Genomic DNA, 17,272 nt, shown 5'->3' with positions numbered 1-17,272 from the left:
CTTATATAACCCTCAAATTTGTTTAAAACTCCTAATAAGTTTTCTTCTCTATCAGAAGCCCGGTGACTTCTTTGCTGCTCACTGGCGGGCTGAACAGATATCCCTGGCCTTCTTCGCAACCTATTTCAAGTAAGAACTGTTTTTGTTCTTCAGACTCGATACCTTCTGCGATAGTTTTCAACCCCAGGCTTTGACCCAATCCGACAATAGTTTTGGTGATGGCGGAGTTAGTGCCCTGGGAATAATCCCGCACAAAGGTCCGGTCGATTTTGAGGTAGTGAATAGGAAGGTTCTTCAAGTAATTTAAAGAGGAGTATCCTGTTCCGAAATCGTCAATAGCCGCCTTGATCCCGAGCTCTTCCAGTTGACGAAGTATGTCTGCGGCCAGATCCGTGTCTTTCATCAAAATAGTTTCTGTTATTTCAAGCTGCAAATAGTCCGGGCTGACGTCAAATTCATGTAGTGATTTCCGGATTTCTTTCAATAACTGCGGATGCGCGAACTGAACACCTGAGAGGTTGATGGCAATACTGACCGGGGGCAATCCAGCGTCGATCCATTCCCTTATTTGCTGGCAGGCTCTTCTTATAGTCCATGAGCCTATCTGTATAATAATCCGGGTATCTTCTGCTACAGGAATGAAAGCCACCGGCATCACCCGACCAAGCTCCGGGCTGTCCCAACGCAGAAGTCCTTCCAAGCCAACTATTTTACCTGTAGCAAGTTCAACCTTTGGCTGAAATACGAGGTCAAACTCTTCACGTTCCACCGCCTTGCGAAGATTTTTTTCGATGGCCATCCGTTCCATGGCCTTGAAATTGAGCGCTGGGGTGTAGAGTTGGAAATTGTTTTTTCCACGATCCTTCGCACGGTACAAGGCCATATCGGCATTTTTCAGCAGGGTCTTGCTGTCAGTCCCATCCTCAGGGAATGTTGAAATACCGATACTGCACCCCACAAATAATTCCTGGTTTTCAATGACAATGGCATCCAAAAACTGGTGCAGGATTTTCTGGGCAAGGATGCCTGCATCTTCAGTCGATTTTATTTCCGGAGCCACGACGATGAATTCGTCTCCACCCATGCGAGCAACCGTATCTTCCTGTCGTAAAGTGTGCTGCAGTTTTTTCGCGACATCTTTTAGCAATAAATCCCCCATGTCGTGACCCAGGGTGTCATTGATCGTTTTGAAATTATCCAGGTCGAGAAACATGATGGCGACTTTTTCGCCATTGCGACGCGCCCGCGCGAGGGAGACGGCTAGCCTGTCGTTGAGCAGGTTCCGGTTGGGGAGCCCGGTCAATGGATCGTAATAGGCCATTTGACGGATGGTGTCTTCGATATGTTTTTTCCCGGAAATGTCGGATACCCAGGTCATGATCATGGGCACTGCGTTGTTGGAATTTGTTGGCCGTATCTTGATTTCTACCGGCATGGTTTCGCCGTTTTTTTTCTTGATTTCGGCTTCTATGGAAGACTGTGATCGGGTCTGATTGAGTATAGGGGCGATGATTGTTTTAAGAGACGATTCATCGAATTTCACTAAACAGTCAAGGAGGCTCAGGTTGCTGATTTCCTCCTGGCTGTATCCAAACTGATCTATTGCAGGCGGGCTTCCTTTGATAATTTTGAAAGTATTTGCATTTACCAGAAGAACCGGGTCCTCCATGTGGTCCAGCCTTTCCAGAGGATCGATTTGATCTTCAATCATAATAGGGGCTACTGGATTACCAAGGGATCTCCTGAAGCGGGCGGACATAGTTTTCATAAGGGCCATGAGGACTTGAGGTTGCCCGGCAAAATAACGCTGGAACTGCTCTTCGTCGATTTCCAGAAGTTCGACCTGCCCAAGCGCTTCTGCACTGGCTGATCTCGGTTGATTCTCGATCAGGGCCATCTCTCCAAAAATGGATCCCGGTCCCATCACAGTGATGTCCAGTTCCTTTTTAAAAATACGGATTTCTCCTTCGAGGATGATGTACATCGTTTTGCCCTCTTCACCCTCAATGAAAAGTTTTTCTTTGGGATGGAGGAACATCTCGAGACTTTCTTCAGCCAAACGTTCCAAAGTAGCCTCGTGGAGAAAGCTGAGAATATCGATCGATTTCAATATTTGAATTTTTCTGGAGACTTCCATCGGGAATCCGATCTATATCGGTTTTCCTGTAATAAAATTTGCCAGGAAACGGGACATAAAACAACCAAACGTAGCAGATTATATCAGATTTACCCGATATTAATGGCTAAGTTTAGTCATTAAAAACAAGCTGATATTTAAATAGAAACAGGGTTTTCGGGGGCTTCTTGCGGGAAGTTAAACTAATAGATCTTCTTGTTTCGTTATAGCAAAAGAGGTTTTTGGGGAGGATTTAAAAAAAAACGATCTGAAGCTTTTGAGCAAAGCAAGAAGGTCAGGCAAAAAAAACCGGGTAAGCGCGACCTTACCCGGCAAAATAGAGAGGATACAATGAACCAGGACTGCTTGCTTGTCCTCTAATTAAGATGGAACTTATGCTGGTGGGATTCAGAAATTTTTGAATGGAGGTGGCAACATTTTTTCTGATTAAGATGCGTCCGAAAGTTTGTAGGAGTGGGAGTCGTATTCTTATGGGAACAAGAATGAAATTCAGTTGAGAGAAATCTGATTTTTCCTTGACGGATGTCAACTCCCCAGGTCTATTAAGATGAAACCTTTGCATAACATGAAGATCAAAGGCAAAGGTCAGGTTCTTCACGGAGTTTGCCCCGAACCCGCCGAAGGGAAAGGAATCTCCTTGCTTTTCCTTCTCCGAAGTAGAGCTTTTCAAAAAAAGAATATTTAGAACAAAATGTGCGTCAATGCGAGGAGCTTTTGCGACGAAACAATCCAGCCGGGCAACGCCCGGAAGGAATTAGAAACCCTATCTGGGTCTGCCCCTTTTGGGTACGAATGCTTAGGAAAAATACCTTGGCGGCGCTTCCTCTAGACACTCGCGATGACGGATTTTTTTCATAATTGATATAGGTCAGGCACTGCTTTGATGTCGGGGTTATGTAAAGGTCTCTTTAAAAAGGCGCTTATGCAAAGCTCTCTTTTAAAGTACTACCCATTTTTTTTCTACGAGTCAGGTCCCCCCTCACCGGCATCTTTGACTTTTTTGGTAGCATATCCCAAAATAGAACTTCAAAAATTTTTGGATGGATCCGGGGCTCTGGCCAAATCCAGGCAACCCCCTGCAATAAAAATTGAAAGGGATTTCCATGCATTGTCCCTCCTGTGAAGAGGACCTGAGCCTTTCCGCAACGCGTCCTAAACCCCGTCGTCTTGATTGCCCTAATTGTAAACAAGCATTGAGGTTTTACATGCCTGCACGGCAACGGGCGGTCTGGATATGTCTAGCGGTATTTTTCCTGACTACGGCAGGATTAATGGTGTTTGAGGGACTGGTCTTTTTATTTTCACAGTCAGTGATCGATGGGGAGTCGACTTCAATGATTCCCCTTTTCTTTTTGTTTTCCGGGGTCATGTTTTTTGCAGGTGGGACTTTATTTCTTTTGTTCTTTGAAAACAGCAAAGGACAGTATGTTACCCCGGATGATTCCAGAATCAATTTTTCAAGTGCTTTTTCCCAATTGCCACAAGCGCTGGCCGCAATTTTCCTGGGAGCCCTTTTGACTCTCCCGGTTTTCCTGATTTGGGGGCCCAACAAGCATTGGGCTCTTTCAGTGGCTGCCGGTTGTTCAGGACAGGAGACCCCTCCGAGTTCTTATAATGACCTGTGTCAAAACCTGGCTCGAATGGCGATCATAGCAGGCGGTAAAACCGGTTACACATTTCCTCTTGATGGAATACCCCCTCTTGCAAACGCATTAGCTACGGAAAATCTTCCCATGGTATTCCTTCTGATTGACCAGGGAGCAAATGTGAATCAGGGCAAGGTTGGAGGGTTATCCCCAATGTTTGAGGTGGTAGATGACCTCGCCATGTTTCAGTTGTTTGTCAGAAATGGTGGAAGGGTTGATGTGATGGACCATGGTGGCAGGTCTCTGCTCTGGTATGCTTCTGCACTTGGTGATTTGCAAGTGGTCAAAGAATTAATTGCCATGGGTAACCAGGTAAATCAAAGTGACCAGACTGGAACCAGCCCGTTAATGGCCGCAATATTGGAACACCACTGGGATGTTGCTGAAGAGTTGATAAAACGGGGAGCCCATATTGACCAGCGGAACAGCGAACGAAAAACGGCCTTGATGATGGTGGTCAATCGTGGCCTGATTTCTGCTGTTGAAAAACTGGTAAAGCTGGGTGCGGATATACATCTTGTCTCATTGGATTATGATAAAAACGCGCTCCATATGGCAGCAGAAGCGGGACATCGGGAAATTGCGGAAATATTGTTGAAGAATGGCGCACAAATCGATAAACCCGATAAAAACGGTGTGACTGCTTTAATGCATGCCGCAGCCAAGGGTCATTCTGGCGTTGCTGAGTTGCTGCTTTCCCGTGGTGCCGATGTAAATCTTTATGACAACGGCGGATGGAGCGCATTACACTGGAATGCCGGAACACCGCAGTCCGGAACGGAATTGACAAATCTGCTGATTCGCTACCGCGCCAATGTACACGCCAGAGGGAGCGCGCCTCCCTTGCCGGGAGAAACAGAGAGGTCGACCTGGTATCAGACGCGCAAAAATAAGCCCCGAGACTGGACCCCTCTGCATCTTGCTGCTTATAATGGACAGGATAAAATTGTGCTTGAAATTTTGCAGGCCGGAGCCGATCCAAACGCTTTGACAGGAAACCATCAATCTCCATTAAGTGTAGGTTCCCGCCCTGGAGGATTGGAGTCTGTTTTGCTTCTGCTTAACCGTGGGGCTTCGGCAAACTTTCCCGGCCAGATGGAAACTCCGCTTCATAACGCAGCTGCAAGTGGTGCATTGGATGTGGCACGGGTGTTAATCGATCACGGAGCGGATATCGAAGCAAAAAATCCACGGGGGTTGAAAGCATGGGATCTTGCTATGCTGAGTGTCGACAGCCAGGATCATCCTGTCTGGAGCGAACTGCTCAACCCTTTACAATCCCAAAATAACTAATTCAAAAAGGACACTATGAACGATTGCCCCTGCGGACAGTTTTCTCCATACACTGATTGTTGCGGCCCCTTTCTGCGCGGCATCTCCTATCCGGATACTGCGGAGGAGTTGATGCGCTCGCGGTTTTCGGCCCATGTTAAAAAAAACTGGGGATATCTTTTAAAAACTCTTTGTGCCGAAGAGAGAAAACAGGAATCGGTGAAGGACATGGACTCCGGGGCGACCTGGACCCGTCTTGAAATTAACTCGACTTCAAAAGGAGAAATCGAGGACAGCCAGGGAGAGGTCGTGTTCACGGCCCACTTCCATCAGGGGGATGACCGGGAGCAAGTTCACCACGAGACCGCCCAGTTTTTCAAGGAGAATGGGCGCTGGGTTTATACAGGGGAAAAATCAGATATTAAACCTCCTGAAAATCAGGAAGGGTTTGAGCCGGTAAAAACTTTTGTGCGGGAGCAACCAAAAGTGGGGCGCAATGACCCCTGCCATTGTGGAAGTGGCAAAAAATTTAAAAAATGTTGTGGCAAGTGAACTTTTTTATCTGGAGGGTTCACTCTCAGTTCTGATTTTTGTAGATCCGGCCCGGGGGGTAAATATTAGTGGTCTGAAAATTGATTGATCACAATTTCACCACCTGAGATAACCAGATCAGGGTATTCTAATATTTTCAAGTTGTGGATGGGGTTTCCCTTTACCGCAATTATATCTGCCATTGCCCCTGTTTGCAGGGTTCCGAGCATTGGGATTTCGAGGTGCTTACCGGCTTTTGAAGTCACCATTCGAAATATATCCAGAGAATTCATTTTAGCCAACTGCTGTAAATAGAGTAGTTCCTGCGCATCAATCCCCCACGGAATATCCGGATGAGCGATTTCCGCTCCGTATAAAATCTCGCCTCCCAGTTCTTTCCATTTCTTCGTATTGGAAACGATGCCGGAACATTTGGACAAGGTGTCGAGAGTAGAAACAATTTTCACTCTCTGTGATGCGGCCAGTTTTAACAATGTTTCAGGTATTGTATTGCAGGGCATGTGAGCCCATTCATCGACTCCGGAATTGATAGCGATTTGTGCACCCCGTTCTTCGGCCAGGTGCGCGGTAACCCTGCGTCCATTTTTGTGGGCTTCATCAACGATTGTTTTGACAATACTCTCGGATAGTAACGGCCATCCTTGCGAATGGTTTCCAGTGGAATGCGATGCATGGCCATGATCAAGAGTATGTTGTCTGGCATGTTTGTCAGTCGAATGGCCCTGATCAAGAGTATGTTGTCTGGCATGTTTGCCAGTCGAATGTCCCTGATCAAGAGTATGTTGTCTGGAATGTTTGCCAGTCGAATGGCCATGGTGCCCGTGGTGGTGGTGAGTTGACCAGGGTGCGCCGGTTTCACCACCGGGTTCCAACGCGATTTTGATGATCACCGCTCCTCCTGCGACTAGATCTCGAACAGTTTTCCGAGCCTCTTCTTCATTGGAAACGGCGACCGCGATATTTTTTGCGCCCATCAATGGGATAGGATAACCGTGTGGCGCTGTAATGATTGGTCCGGCAGTTAGAACTCGTAAGCTTCCTTTTCCACCGTAGGGCTGATGCAGGGGACCTCCCAGGTCCCGGACCGTTGTAATCCCGTGTTTTAATACTTTATCCGCTTGAACTTTGCGGTAAAGGAGATGGGCATGGAGTTCAATAAAGCCTGGCAAAATGGTGGCATCACCTAAATCAAGGATTTTTGTGTTGGAGGAAGGTGCCGCTACATTGATCCCTGTTTTTGAAATTTTCCCGTTTTCTATTAGTACGGAATTATCAGATAGGAAATCTTGTCCGTCGAAAATGCGTGCCGCTTTTAAAAGAACAGGATCGGGAGTTGTGTTGCCAGCCCACACAGTCGCAACAGTCGAAGCCAATAATGTGATTCCAAGGAAAAATAATTGGAGAAGGGTGGACATGGAGAATCTTCCTGTCATTTTTTGAAACCTCTTTTTAAAACAGCTGTTTTTGTGCAATTCAAATCAACCCTTGCAGCTCTGTGATCTTCTGAACTACAAGGGTTGAGCCTTAATATAGGTCTGACGGAATTTAAAAGTTAACCGTTACTCCGCCAAACAGCCTTCGGTCATCCCCTGGAAAAAATGTTGAAGTGTTGAAGGGATTTGGGCTGGCAATGGTCGAAAAGGTGGCAGCATATTCTTCATCCAGCAGATTGCGACCACTGACAAACAGGTCGATATTTTCATTGACGCGATACCCTGCCGTGAAACCCATTATGGCGTAATCAGGAGCTTTGAGGGTGTTGCTGAAGTCCACAAAGGCTGAACTCGCCACTTCTGCATTTGGCGCAATGTACCAGCCATTTTTATGCTCGTAACGTAATTCAGTTTGAAAAAAGTGAGGGGGTTGCCCTGCAATGGTGTTATTCCCGTATTGGACATCGCCATCAAAGTAGAAATCGCTGAAAGTGTAGGCGTTACTCCAACGCAGGCTATCACCGCCCATCAGGAGATTTTGTCCTAACATAAAATTCAGACCGACCTCGATACCCTGATGAATGGTATCGTCTGCGTTAAAGGTTGAAGCTGGTATTCCGGGACCGGTTGCGAATTGCAATAGTTCATCGTCGAGCCAGGCCCTGTAGAAAACGAGATCCCAGGACACGGGGCCGTATTGCCCGCGTGTTCCTATTTCACCGGTCCATGCACGCTGTGCATCCAGTGGAATGAAGCCCATAGTCCCGGCCTGGGTCAGGTTGATGAAATCAGGTGGCTCGTAGCTTCGGGTGATATTTGCAAAAAATTGAATTGAGTCAGAGTGTTGATACAGCAAGCCCACACGGGGATTGAATGTCGCGTAGGTTTCCGAGTCGCTCCTCGCAGGCATCAAATTGTTATCTGCCTCTCGACCGGCAACAACGATTTGACCCCCGGTGATTAAAGCCAGCTCGGGGATGACAAAGAAATGATTCTCTCCATATATAACAGCCGTTTGGGCGTATTGATCCTGATCGGATCTCAAGGCTCCCCGTTGTCCTCCAATATTTGAGAACAAAAGAGCATTTGTGTGTCCAAACTGGGTTGTGAATCCTGCTCGGAAATTGTTTTCGAATTGTCCAATGTTATAAGAGCCATACCCTTGAGCAAAGAAACCGAAATCTACACTTTCCTGGTCAATCACTCCAACAAACCGGGTGATCGGGTGGAATAGGTTTTTGTGATTTATGAAGGCCCCCACATCCACAAAGCGTCCGTTACCCAGGTCAAAGGTGGTTTTGTTCGCAAGTCTGACCGAGTTGATGTCGCGTTGCCAGTCAGAGAGGATAGCATCGGGGTTTGCTGTTTCGGGAAGAGTCAGGACTGTATTGATCGGAATTTCTCCAGGAAGTTCTTGAGAAATAATGTTGGTCGTGAAGTAAAACCGGCTTTCGACCTGGTCTGAAAGACGTAGACCAAAGTTTCCATTAAATTTGATATTTTCTTGTTCGGAATGATCTCGAAAATCATCACTTGTTGTGCCGGACAGGCTGAGAAATAAATCCGAACTCTCAAACTCATGGCCGGTTTGCAAGTGGAAGCGGAACGTATCATCCGATCCGGTTTCAAGTCGGACTTGCTGGCCTGGGTGGCTGATGCCATTTTTGGTAATCATATTGACTGTTCCCCCCAGGGCGGTCCCTCCGTACTGAAGCGAATTGCCTCCTTTGTAAACCTCGATTCGCTGTTGTGCCAGAAAATCAGATTCCTGGAAGTCACCGCTTCCATCCGCTAGATTGAAAGGGATGCCATCCTGCAATAATTTGATCCCCAGCATATGGAATCCACGGGATAACCCGGAACCCCGCATGGAAAACCTCACCTCTTCACCGAATCGTTTTTGGGCGTAAACTCCTGGAGTGAGAGCGAGAGTATCGGCAAAGCTCTGTGTGTATTTTTTCTCAAACTTCTCCTCAGCAACTATGTTGGCACCCCCGGGGGTGCTTTGGATTTCTTTTAAAGCATCCTGATTGCTGGGGACAGTTAATGTGCTTTTGATTTTTTCTTTATCTGCAATAACCTGGACTTCTTTTAATTGGATAGTCGTATTGTTTTCTGCCGCTAAAATTAAGTCGGTAGAGGCTCCCAATAATGCAACTGTGAAAACTGCAAGAACCGGTAATCTTGATAGGTTGTTCATTCTAATCTCCCTTAGAGGCAAGTTCACCAACATGACAAAATCAGGACCTGAATACGCTCAGGGTGTAAGCTGGCCGCAAAGCATTACGGTCCTTCACATTGAGCCTGCCAATGCCAACAGGCAGGCTGATTTGAAAAAGTTAATCTAAAATTGAGGAGGAATTAGAGAGCTTTGGGAGGAGGGTCTGTTGCGTCCTGAATCATAATTTCAGGAAAGAGGGGCGTGTCTGGATGAAAATATTTTTCATGCGCTGGAAATCCCATTTCGAAATAGGATACATCCCAGGCTGTGGGAAAGTTCAAAGAAAGTGAATGCGGCATTCCATTTGGCAAGGGTTTACAGCCTTGACTAATGATGCACTTGGCTGGTATTCCCCTATGCCCGAGAATGAGATGAGGGCAAAGTCCCTGCAGGGGGTTTTCATGGTGGGGGCAATGAGCCATATTGGAAGAGCCTGTATTTTGGAAGGGGTTTTCTCCCTTGTGGGCATGAGGGCTCGCCATTCCAAAACTGACTGTGGCTAGGAACCAGACAACAAGAAATAGAAATATGGTAGTGGCTTTGGTCATGCCGGGCAAAATAACAGACTCTTTTTATAGAGTCAATTGAGCGCTGGGACATTTTCAGGTCATAAATTCAATATTGTAGGAATATCTGAGTCAGATTGTGGGTATTCTTCTCCTCCCGTAGGGGCCAGGACCTTTTTCTAAAGGAGTGTGCCCATTACAAATCGGCAAAGTTTGTCATCTTCTTTTGACGATCAACATCTCGTCCCCGCCGCGTTGAAGTTCGTAGGGTACTTTAACTATTTCGACGTGCAGATTTTTTTGCTTCAGGTGATGGATCAATTTGTCCAGGTGCGGATATTTTTCCAGCATCAAGCTGAGCAAGGGGAAAATTCTCACTTCATTCCCGACCCGTATCATTTCCTTGATCGATTTTAGATGGAACTCATGGTCCAGTTGTTTTGAATAAAGAAACAGGAAATGCGAGCAAAGTACCAATTCAAAAGTTTTACCAGGAAAGTTTAATTCCGGTAAGGCTCCCTCCTTGTAGGCCAGGTCCCTTCGAACCGATTGATAGTCTTCCTGAAAGAGGTTCAAAACCTTTGTCCGGGTTTTTTTCAGGTTTTCCGGTGAACCGTGATAGTTCCACACCCAGTCGCCCGGTGACTGTTTCACCTGATCAATGATATCGTCCACAACCTCAAAAAACCGGTTCCTGATTTCGAGAGCATCGAAGCGGTAGAGCGGATCCAGAGAAATAACCGATTTATTAATTTTCGCCATTTCTGCATTGAAGCTGGCGGGTCCGTCCGCCACGCTCAGGATTGATTTCTCAATGTCGGCTTCGGTTAAATTGAACATCAATCGGTACTCTTCCAATGATCGACCAAAAGGCACGACTTCTTTGAGTTGCATAGCCATAGAGGTAAATTTTAGGGCACTCTGGACCAGAGGAGCAACAGAAAGAGTGGTTTTATGCAGACGATGAGCGATAGGCCCCGCAAAAGTTTCTTTTTTCTCGTTGTCAGAAGATTGTTGAGGAGTTGAAAACGCCGGGACCTGCGGTTAAGATTAATTCCACAGGCCATACATTAACCATCAGGATTTGTGTCTACCTTTTGATTTCAAATGCCCAAACTGTTGCTGGTTGAAGATAATGAAATGAATCGCGATATGTTGTCGCGTCGTTTGATAAGGCGCGGATTTGAAGTCGTGATGGCGGTTGATGGCAGGGAGGGAGTTGAAAAGGCAGGGTCCGAACATCCTGACCTGATCCTGATGGATATGAGCCTGCCGGTCATGGATGGCTGGACTGCCACCAGTCTGATCAAGGCAGATTCCAAGCTTGGGAGAATTCCGGTTTTGGGTTTGTCGGCCCACGCGATGTCTGGCGACGCAGAAAAAGCGCTGGCCGCCGGTTGCGACGATTACGATACGAAACCTGTAGATATCAAACGATTAATGAGTAAAATTGAAGCGTTGCTTAACAGGCAACCTGCCAGATAATTTTCGAGGTGTTTTGAAATGAGACTGTTACTGATTGCAAAGGACCTGGAGGTCGTTGCTGCCTTCAAGCCCTTGGTGTCGTGGGGGCACGAAGTCTGGGTTTGTGAATCGTTGTCTGGGGCAAAGAAAAAAATTGCCGAGACTCCTTTGGAGTTGGTGGTGGTCGATGAGGATATTTATCGGGAAAAGCCCGAACACCTTGCAGAAATGATGACTGAGTTGGGTGAGTCAGGGAACCTCCTGCCTTTGGCGACGGTTGGGTATTCTACAGGAAAGGAGTTACACAGCCTGAAACGACCCCCGAAGGAAGACGATCTGTTCGAGTTCGTGGTGAAACTGGCTCCACAGTTGGAACCGGTTGCGCTCAACAGCACTGCAGCAATGTTGCAGTGTGATGATGACGAAGAATTGTTGCATGATATCTCAGAGGTTTTTCTGGGAGATGCTCCCAATCAATTGGAGAAAATTCGCGATGGGTTTCGGCAAGACAATCTAGGGCAGGTCAGTAGTGCAGCGCATTCATTAAAAGGTGCTTCGGGTAACCTGGCTGCAGAATGTTTATATGAAGCAGCCCAGCAACTGGAACGGGCCAGTCATGATCGGGAAAGTGCCATCTCCAGAGCCTGTTTTGCCCAGGTGGAATACCAGTTTATTCGTCTCAAACGCCATCTAAAAAAAACCGTATTGGCAGACACGTAAACTTTTAATGTTTATATTCGTCTTGTAAAATTTCAGCCGGAATGGGCAAGAAATTTATTCAGATTCTGAGTTGAAAGGTATTATCTTTCGGCACTTTTGTCCGATAATATAAGTAGAGACCATTTATCAAGGCAGGACATCATGGTAGATCCCATCGGAGAAATATTAAAGATTTCACCCAAACCTCCCGTCAGCGGGGATTCCAAGCCATCGACGTTTAGTGTTGCAGATTTAACAGAATCACTGAAAGGGGATGAGGTGTCATTGAACTCCGATTCCCTCCTGGAAGCCATCCGGTCTGAGACTTCGGGGCTTGCCAACGATTTACCCGGTCTTGTGCAACAGGCCTTGATCGCTCCTCAAGCTGATGCCGCAGTTCAGCAGGAACCACTCAATTCACTCCTGTTTCGGCTGCAAAATCCTCTGGAATCCATCCTGGGTTCGGTTGACGATGTGCCGGAAGATTTGATCGTTAATATCGAAAAGGAGCTGGAAAGCTTCAAACTGGTATTCCCGAAAGTTCAGAACAGCGATCTTCTGCTGCCCCTATTGAATAAGGATGGCGCTTCAGATCGACTCCAAAGCCTCATCGGCGGCCTCACCAACCAGGTCGATAGCCTCATCGGCAACTTGCGCAATATTTAGCCCTTAGCATCATTTGGGCCAATTTCTTCTTTGTTTTTGCCCCGGTTTTGGTATAAAATCCCTGTTTCGCTATTTGTCCTGCCCGCTAAGACGGGTGTTTATCCTATTTGGAGGTTTGTTCGTTGGCCAATCATAAATCGGCGCTCAAGCGTCATCGACAAAGTTTGACCCGTTCCGCACGCAACCGTGGTTTCCGCACACAGTTAAAAACTCACACTAAAAAAGTGTATGCAGCCGTTGAAGAAAATAACGGGGAAGATGCAAAAAAGGCTCTGCACGATGCACAGAAGAGTATCGCCAAGATTGCAAGCAAAGGTGTGATCCACAAACGTGCCGCTGCCCGTAAAATTTCAAGCCTTACCCGTCGGGTCAACGCGATGAGCGCATCAGCGTAATTTTTTTAAAGATTGCGAAGTCCCTGAAAAAAGTATCCAGAATATATATTTGGTGTTAGCTTTTTTATTTGGGTAGGTGTTTAGAATGTCTGCTATTTAAACTCAGCTCGCCAGTTTTAGTACCAGTGTTTCCATAATACCAGCAGGATCTTTCCCGCTGGTTTTCAGTTCGCGGTCCGCCCAGGCGAGTGACCGCAAGCCTTCCTTCAGCTGTACTTCCGAAAAATTGCGCGTGTAACGTGCCGCTTTGTCTACGACAAAAGGTTTTTGTCCCATAGCACGGGCGATGCCAGCGCTCGGCATGTTTCTTTTCTGAAAATGTTTCACCTCCCAGATCATGCGGAATTGCCAGGCGATGGTGCCCAGTAGTTTGAGAGGTTCTTCACCGTGTTTGAGTTGGTTGCGTAATAGCGACAACGCGCGCCCTGCATTCTTTTCCTTAAGCGCGTCGGTCAGGGCGAAAACGGTTTCGAGACGGATATCACCTACAACGGTCGTGACATCTTCTTCGCTCACCTTTTTATTTTTTCCTGCATAGGTCAAGACCTTATCCAGTTCCGAGATCAGTCGCCCCGGTAGGGGGCCAATTCGTGCGACCATCCTGTCGGCGGCGGCCACACTCAGCGTATACCCTTTCTCCTTGGCGCGATCCCGTAGCCAGGGGGACAGCATACCTTCATGAGGGGGCGTGCACTCGGCTGCACCGGGCAAGGCACAAAGGGCCTTGTATACTTTCCGTTTCCGGTCCGCCTTGAGCGCAGTCATGACAAGACAGGCTTCCCGGACCGGGTTTTTGGCGTATTCCACCATCATAGCGATACCCGCATCATCCCACGATGCGCCATCAATTCCCTCAACAACGACCAGTTTGTCCCCTCCAAAGAAGGACATGGTTTTAGCAGAATTGATCCAGTCGGAAGGTTTGGAGGAAGCGCCATCGAATGCTTCAAAATTGAAATCGCGGTTGTCTTCGGTGACCAGTTGTTTGGTGAGCAGGTCGATGATTTCGGTGGCAAGGAACCGTTCGGGGCCATACAGGAAGTAAACCGGCAGGCGGTTGTCTTCCGTCAGTTTTCCCTTTAGCTCAAAGGCGTTCACGGTTTCAGATCAGAACTGGTCAATGATCAGGCTGACCAACCGGATAGAGACATCGCGGAAGGCCTCGTCGAGCGCTTCCTGTCTGTTGGCTTCGGCGTTGACCACATTGGCAGTTGGACGGTAGTCCCAGCGGGTACGCAGGTTTTCCTTCTGGAAGGTCTTTCCCTTTACCCGGTCTTTTACATCCACATTGACCCCCAGATACACCCAGTATTCAATGGCCCGGTCATTGACATCGAATGTGACAGCGCGAAGGTCGTAGAATTCGAGGATACCGTTCAGTACAAGGTGAGCTTTTTTGGGGTCGTCCACCAGCTTGAGTCGCCCGTCAGTTAGAAAGGCACGTCGAATGGTATTGGTCAGGCGCGGATGAATGGTGGGTTCACTCGACTTGTTTTTGAAAACCGGGATAGCGATGGTTTTGATATGCGGTGGCAGTGAAGAGCCGGTGCCAGACAAACGGTAACCGCAACCACTGATAATAAGCAAGCTGATCAATAGAAGGCATTTCAACAGCCGAAAACTCCAGTCAGGGATTACCACATTTCGGTGAGCCAAGTGAGTCTCCTTCATACGACGATATTGACGAGTTTCCCGGGTACCACGATGGTCTTGCGCACGGTTTTGCCTTCAACCCAGGGGAGGATCTTCTCATCTTCCATTGCTTTGGATTTCAGATCATCCTCGCTGATGGCTTTGGGTACAGTCAGTTTTTGCCGGACTTTACCATTGATCTGCACCACAATGGTGATTTCATCCGCCTGCATCAACGCTTCATTATAAACCGGCCAGGCAGCCCGGTCTGTCGTCTCAGCATATCCCAAAGCGGACCACATGTCCTCTGCAATGTGCGGAGCGAAGGGGGCCAGCAGCAAAACCAGGTTTTCCAATGCCTCTTTCACAACAGCCCGATCCTCCGGGGTGGGTTCGGATTTCGCCCATCCATCGCGGAAATTGTAAAGATGGTTGACCAGTTCCATGATCGCAGCGATCGCCGTATTGAACTGCATGCGAACCGCAGTATCGTCTGTTACGCGTTTGATGGTTATGTGTGTCATGCGCCGCAGGTCTTTTAAGGGTGGGGAAATGTCTGCATTGGCCTCTGGAAGTTCACCCGCCTCCCTGATGCTTCCCGCCAGTTCCTGGAAAATGACCCACACCCGTTTGAGAAACCGATAACATCCTTCGACCCCCTGGTCGCTCCATTCAAGGTCTTTGACAGGAGGGGCCGCGAACAGGATGAACAACCGGGCTGTGTCGGCTCCGTATTGTTCAATGATGCGGTCCGGGTCGACCACGTTTCCTTTAGACTTCGACATCTTGCTTCCGTCTTTGATAACCATTCCCTGGGTCAACAGATGGTCAAAGGGCTCGGGAGAATGCATCAACCCCATGTCGCGGAAAATGTGATGAAAAAACCTGGAGTAAAGCAGGTGAAGGATAGCGTGTTCGATGCCGCCGATGTATTGATCCACCGGCATCCAGTATCGGCTCGCCTCCGGATCAAAGGCATGCTTCTCGTCATGCGGGGATGTGTAGCGGTCGAAGTACCAGGACGAACAGATAAAAGTGTCGAGTGTGTCGGTTTCGCGCCGGGCTGCTGCGCCACATTTTGGACAGTCGACTTTGTAAAACGATTCGAGCGTGTGAAGCGGCGACTGTCCACCATCGCCGAGGTCAACATCAGTTGGCAATACTACCGGCAGTTGGTCTTCTGGAACCGGTACCGTGCCACAGGATTCGCACAAAACCATCGGTACCGGTGTCCCCCAGTAACGCTGGCGGGAAACACCCCAGTCGCGCAGACGAAAGTTGACCGTGGCTTTGCCGATGCCCTGCTGGTTGAGGTGGTCGCATACGGTTTTTCGCGCTTCCTGTCCGGCGAGCCCGTTAAAATCTCCGGATTGCACCATGGCACCATCTGAGACAAAAGCTGTTTCGAGTTCATCAGCATTGAGGTTGCCATCTGCCGGAGTGATAACCACGCGGATGGGCAATTTGTACTTTCTGGCAAATTCAAAATCACGTTGATCATGAGCGGGGACCGACATGATCGCACCAGTTCCGTAGTCCATGAGAACAAAGTTGGCTGTCCAAACCGGGACTGGATCTCCGGTGAGCGGGTTAATGGCATAAGCTCCAGTGAAGACGCCATCTTTTTCGCCGCCTTCTGCAGTGCGGTCTTTTTTCTCCATCCGCTTCATGCGTGCGACAAATTCATCAACCGCCGATTCCTGATCCGTTCTGCGCGAGAGTTGCGTGGTCAGGGGATGTTCTGGAGCCAGCACCATGAACGTTGCGCCGTAGAGGGTGTCTGGTCGAGTGGTGAACACCAGGATCGATTCATCCTGATCCTTTACTTTGAATTCAACCTCAGCACCGAAACTTTTCCCGATCCAATTGGACTGCATGGTCAGGACCTGTTCGGGCCAGGAGCCGGAAAGCTCCTTGCAACCTTCCAGCAGACGGTCGGCGTATTCGGTGATTTTGAAAAACCAGCCGTCCTGTTCGCGGTCGATGACGGGATTGTCGCAGCGCCAGCATTTACCATCCACTACCTGTTCATTGGCGAGCACCGTCTGGCAGGGTTCGCACCAGTTGACGATGGATTTTTTCCTGTAGACCAGTCCGCGTTCGTGGAACTTGAGGAAACACCACTGGTTCCAGCGGTAGTATTCCGGTGTGCAGGTCGCGGTTTCGCGGTCCCAGTCGTAACTCAACCCGAGGCGTTTGAGCTGGTCGCGCATGGTGTCGATATTGGCCAGCGTCCATTTCCAGGGGTGAGAATTATTTTTGATCGCTGCGTTTTCAGCGGGCATGCCAAACGCGTCCCATCCGATGGGATGCAGCACATTGAATCCCTGCATTCTTTTGAAGCGGGCCAGGGCGTCCCCGATGGTGTAATTACGAACGTGTCCCATGTGAATACGCCCGGACGGGTAGGGGAACATCTCTAAAAGGTAGTATTTGGGCCGGTCTTTATCTTCGCGGACGCTGAAGGATTTATTAGTATCCCAATAAGCCTGCCAGCGGGCTTCAATGTCTTTAAAATCGTACTCCTGCATGTTTCGGGGGTCCTTGGAAAAAGCGATGGGCGGATATGGACGCCTAGTTTAGCGAAATCCGTTAAGGGTTGCCAGAGATTAACGCTTTTTACAACACTCCCAGAACAGTCTTTAGGCT

At 48.2% G+C, this 17,272-nt stretch carries 14 protein-coding genes; 7 read left to right on the top strand and 7 right to left on the bottom strand.

Annotated features, from left to right (window positions below):
* Positions 1–31 precede the first annotated feature (31 nt).
* A complete protein-coding gene (locus tag G3M70_03095) occupies positions 32–2,137 on the bottom strand; it encodes an EAL domain-containing protein (protein QPJ60929.1) in 2,106 nt (701 codons plus the stop codon).
* Between the two features lie 1,205 nt (positions 2,138–3,342).
* Between G3M70_03095 and G3M70_03090 the strand changes: the two genes are divergently transcribed.
* Entirely contained in the window at positions 3,343–5,076 is a 1,734-nt protein-coding gene (locus tag G3M70_03090; protein QPJ60928.1) for a hypothetical protein, read from the top strand.
* Positions 5,077–5,091: 15 nt separating this feature from the next.
* On the top strand, positions 5,092–5,607 hold the full coding sequence (locus G3M70_03085) for a hypothetical protein (protein ID QPJ60927.1): 516 nt from the start codon (positions 5,092–5,094) through the stop codon (positions 5,605–5,607).
* A 65-nt stretch (positions 5,608–5,672) separates the two neighbouring features.
* On the opposite strand, the gene G3M70_03080 is transcribed toward G3M70_03085, so the two are convergent.
* Positions 5,673–7,022: an amidohydrolase gene (locus G3M70_03080; protein ID QPJ60926.1), complete on the bottom strand. Its 1,350-nt coding sequence runs from the start codon at positions 7,020–7,022 to the stop codon at positions 5,673–5,675.
* Positions 7,023–7,152: 130 nt separating this feature from the next.
* Positions 7,153–9,240, bottom strand: a complete 2,088-nt coding sequence (locus G3M70_03075; protein QPJ60925.1) for a TonB-dependent receptor — start codon at positions 9,238–9,240, stop codon at positions 7,153–7,155.
* Between the two features lie 311 nt (positions 9,241–9,551).
* On the opposite strand from G3M70_03075, the gene G3M70_03070 reads away from it, so the two are divergent.
* A complete protein-coding gene (locus G3M70_03070; GenBank protein ID QPJ60924.1) occupies positions 9,552–9,764 on the top strand; it encodes a hypothetical protein in 213 nt (70 codons plus the stop codon).
* Between the two features lie 219 nt (positions 9,765–9,983).
* Here G3M70_03070 and G3M70_03065 read toward each other — a convergent pair whose 3' ends face one another.
* Positions 9,984–10,667, bottom strand: coding sequence for an SAM-dependent methyltransferase (locus G3M70_03065; GenBank protein QPJ60923.1), 684 nt, complete (start codon positions 10,665–10,667; stop codon positions 9,984–9,986).
* A gap of 207 nt (positions 10,668–10,874) precedes the next feature.
* Between G3M70_03065 and G3M70_03060 the strand changes: the two genes are divergently transcribed.
* From G3M70_03060 to G3M70_03045, 4 genes are all read left to right on the top strand, one after another.
* Positions 10,875–11,252, top strand: a complete 378-nt coding sequence (locus G3M70_03060; GenBank protein QPJ60922.1) for a response regulator — start codon at positions 10,875–10,877, stop codon at positions 11,250–11,252.
* 18 nt (positions 11,253–11,270) lie between these two features.
* Positions 11,271–11,951, top strand: a complete 681-nt coding sequence (locus tag G3M70_03055; protein ID QPJ60921.1) for an Hpt domain-containing protein — start codon at positions 11,271–11,273, stop codon at positions 11,949–11,951.
* 141 nt (positions 11,952–12,092) lie between these two features.
* Positions 12,093–12,596, top strand: coding sequence for a hypothetical protein (locus tag G3M70_03050; protein QPJ60920.1), 504 nt, complete (start codon positions 12,093–12,095; stop codon positions 12,594–12,596).
* Positions 12,597–12,718: 122 nt separating this feature from the next.
* Positions 12,719–12,991, top strand: coding sequence for a 30S ribosomal protein S20 (locus G3M70_03045; protein QPJ60919.1), 273 nt, complete (start codon positions 12,719–12,721; stop codon positions 12,989–12,991).
* Between the two features lie 102 nt (positions 12,992–13,093).
* On the opposite strand, the gene holA is transcribed toward G3M70_03045, so the two are convergent.
* The 3 genes from holA to G3M70_03030 are packed head-to-tail and all read right to left on the bottom strand — an operon-like array spanning position 13,094 to position 17,154.
* Entirely contained in the window at positions 13,094–14,089 is a 996-nt protein-coding gene (holA, locus tag G3M70_03040; GenBank protein ID QPJ60918.1) for a DNA polymerase III subunit delta, read from the bottom strand.
* 9 nt (positions 14,090–14,098) lie between these two features.
* Positions 14,099–14,662 carry an LptE family protein gene (locus G3M70_03035; protein QPJ60917.1) on the bottom strand — a complete coding sequence of 188 codons (564 nt, stop codon included), beginning with the start codon at positions 14,660–14,662 and terminating at the stop codon, positions 14,099–14,101.
* Positions 14,659–17,154, bottom strand: coding sequence for a leucine--tRNA ligase (locus G3M70_03030; GenBank protein ID QPJ60916.1), 2,496 nt, complete (start codon positions 17,152–17,154; stop codon positions 14,659–14,661). Before G3M70_03030 ends, G3M70_03035 begins: the two co-directional genes overlap by 4 nt.
* Positions 17,155–17,272 lie beyond the last annotated feature (118 nt).

This window comes from Candidatus Nitronauta litoralis (assembly GCA_015698285.1).
GTDB lineage: Bacteria > Nitrospinota > Nitrospinia > Nitrospinales > Nitrospinaceae > Nitronauta > Nitronauta litoralis.
This window is presented reverse-complemented; position numbering and strand designations above follow the sequence as displayed.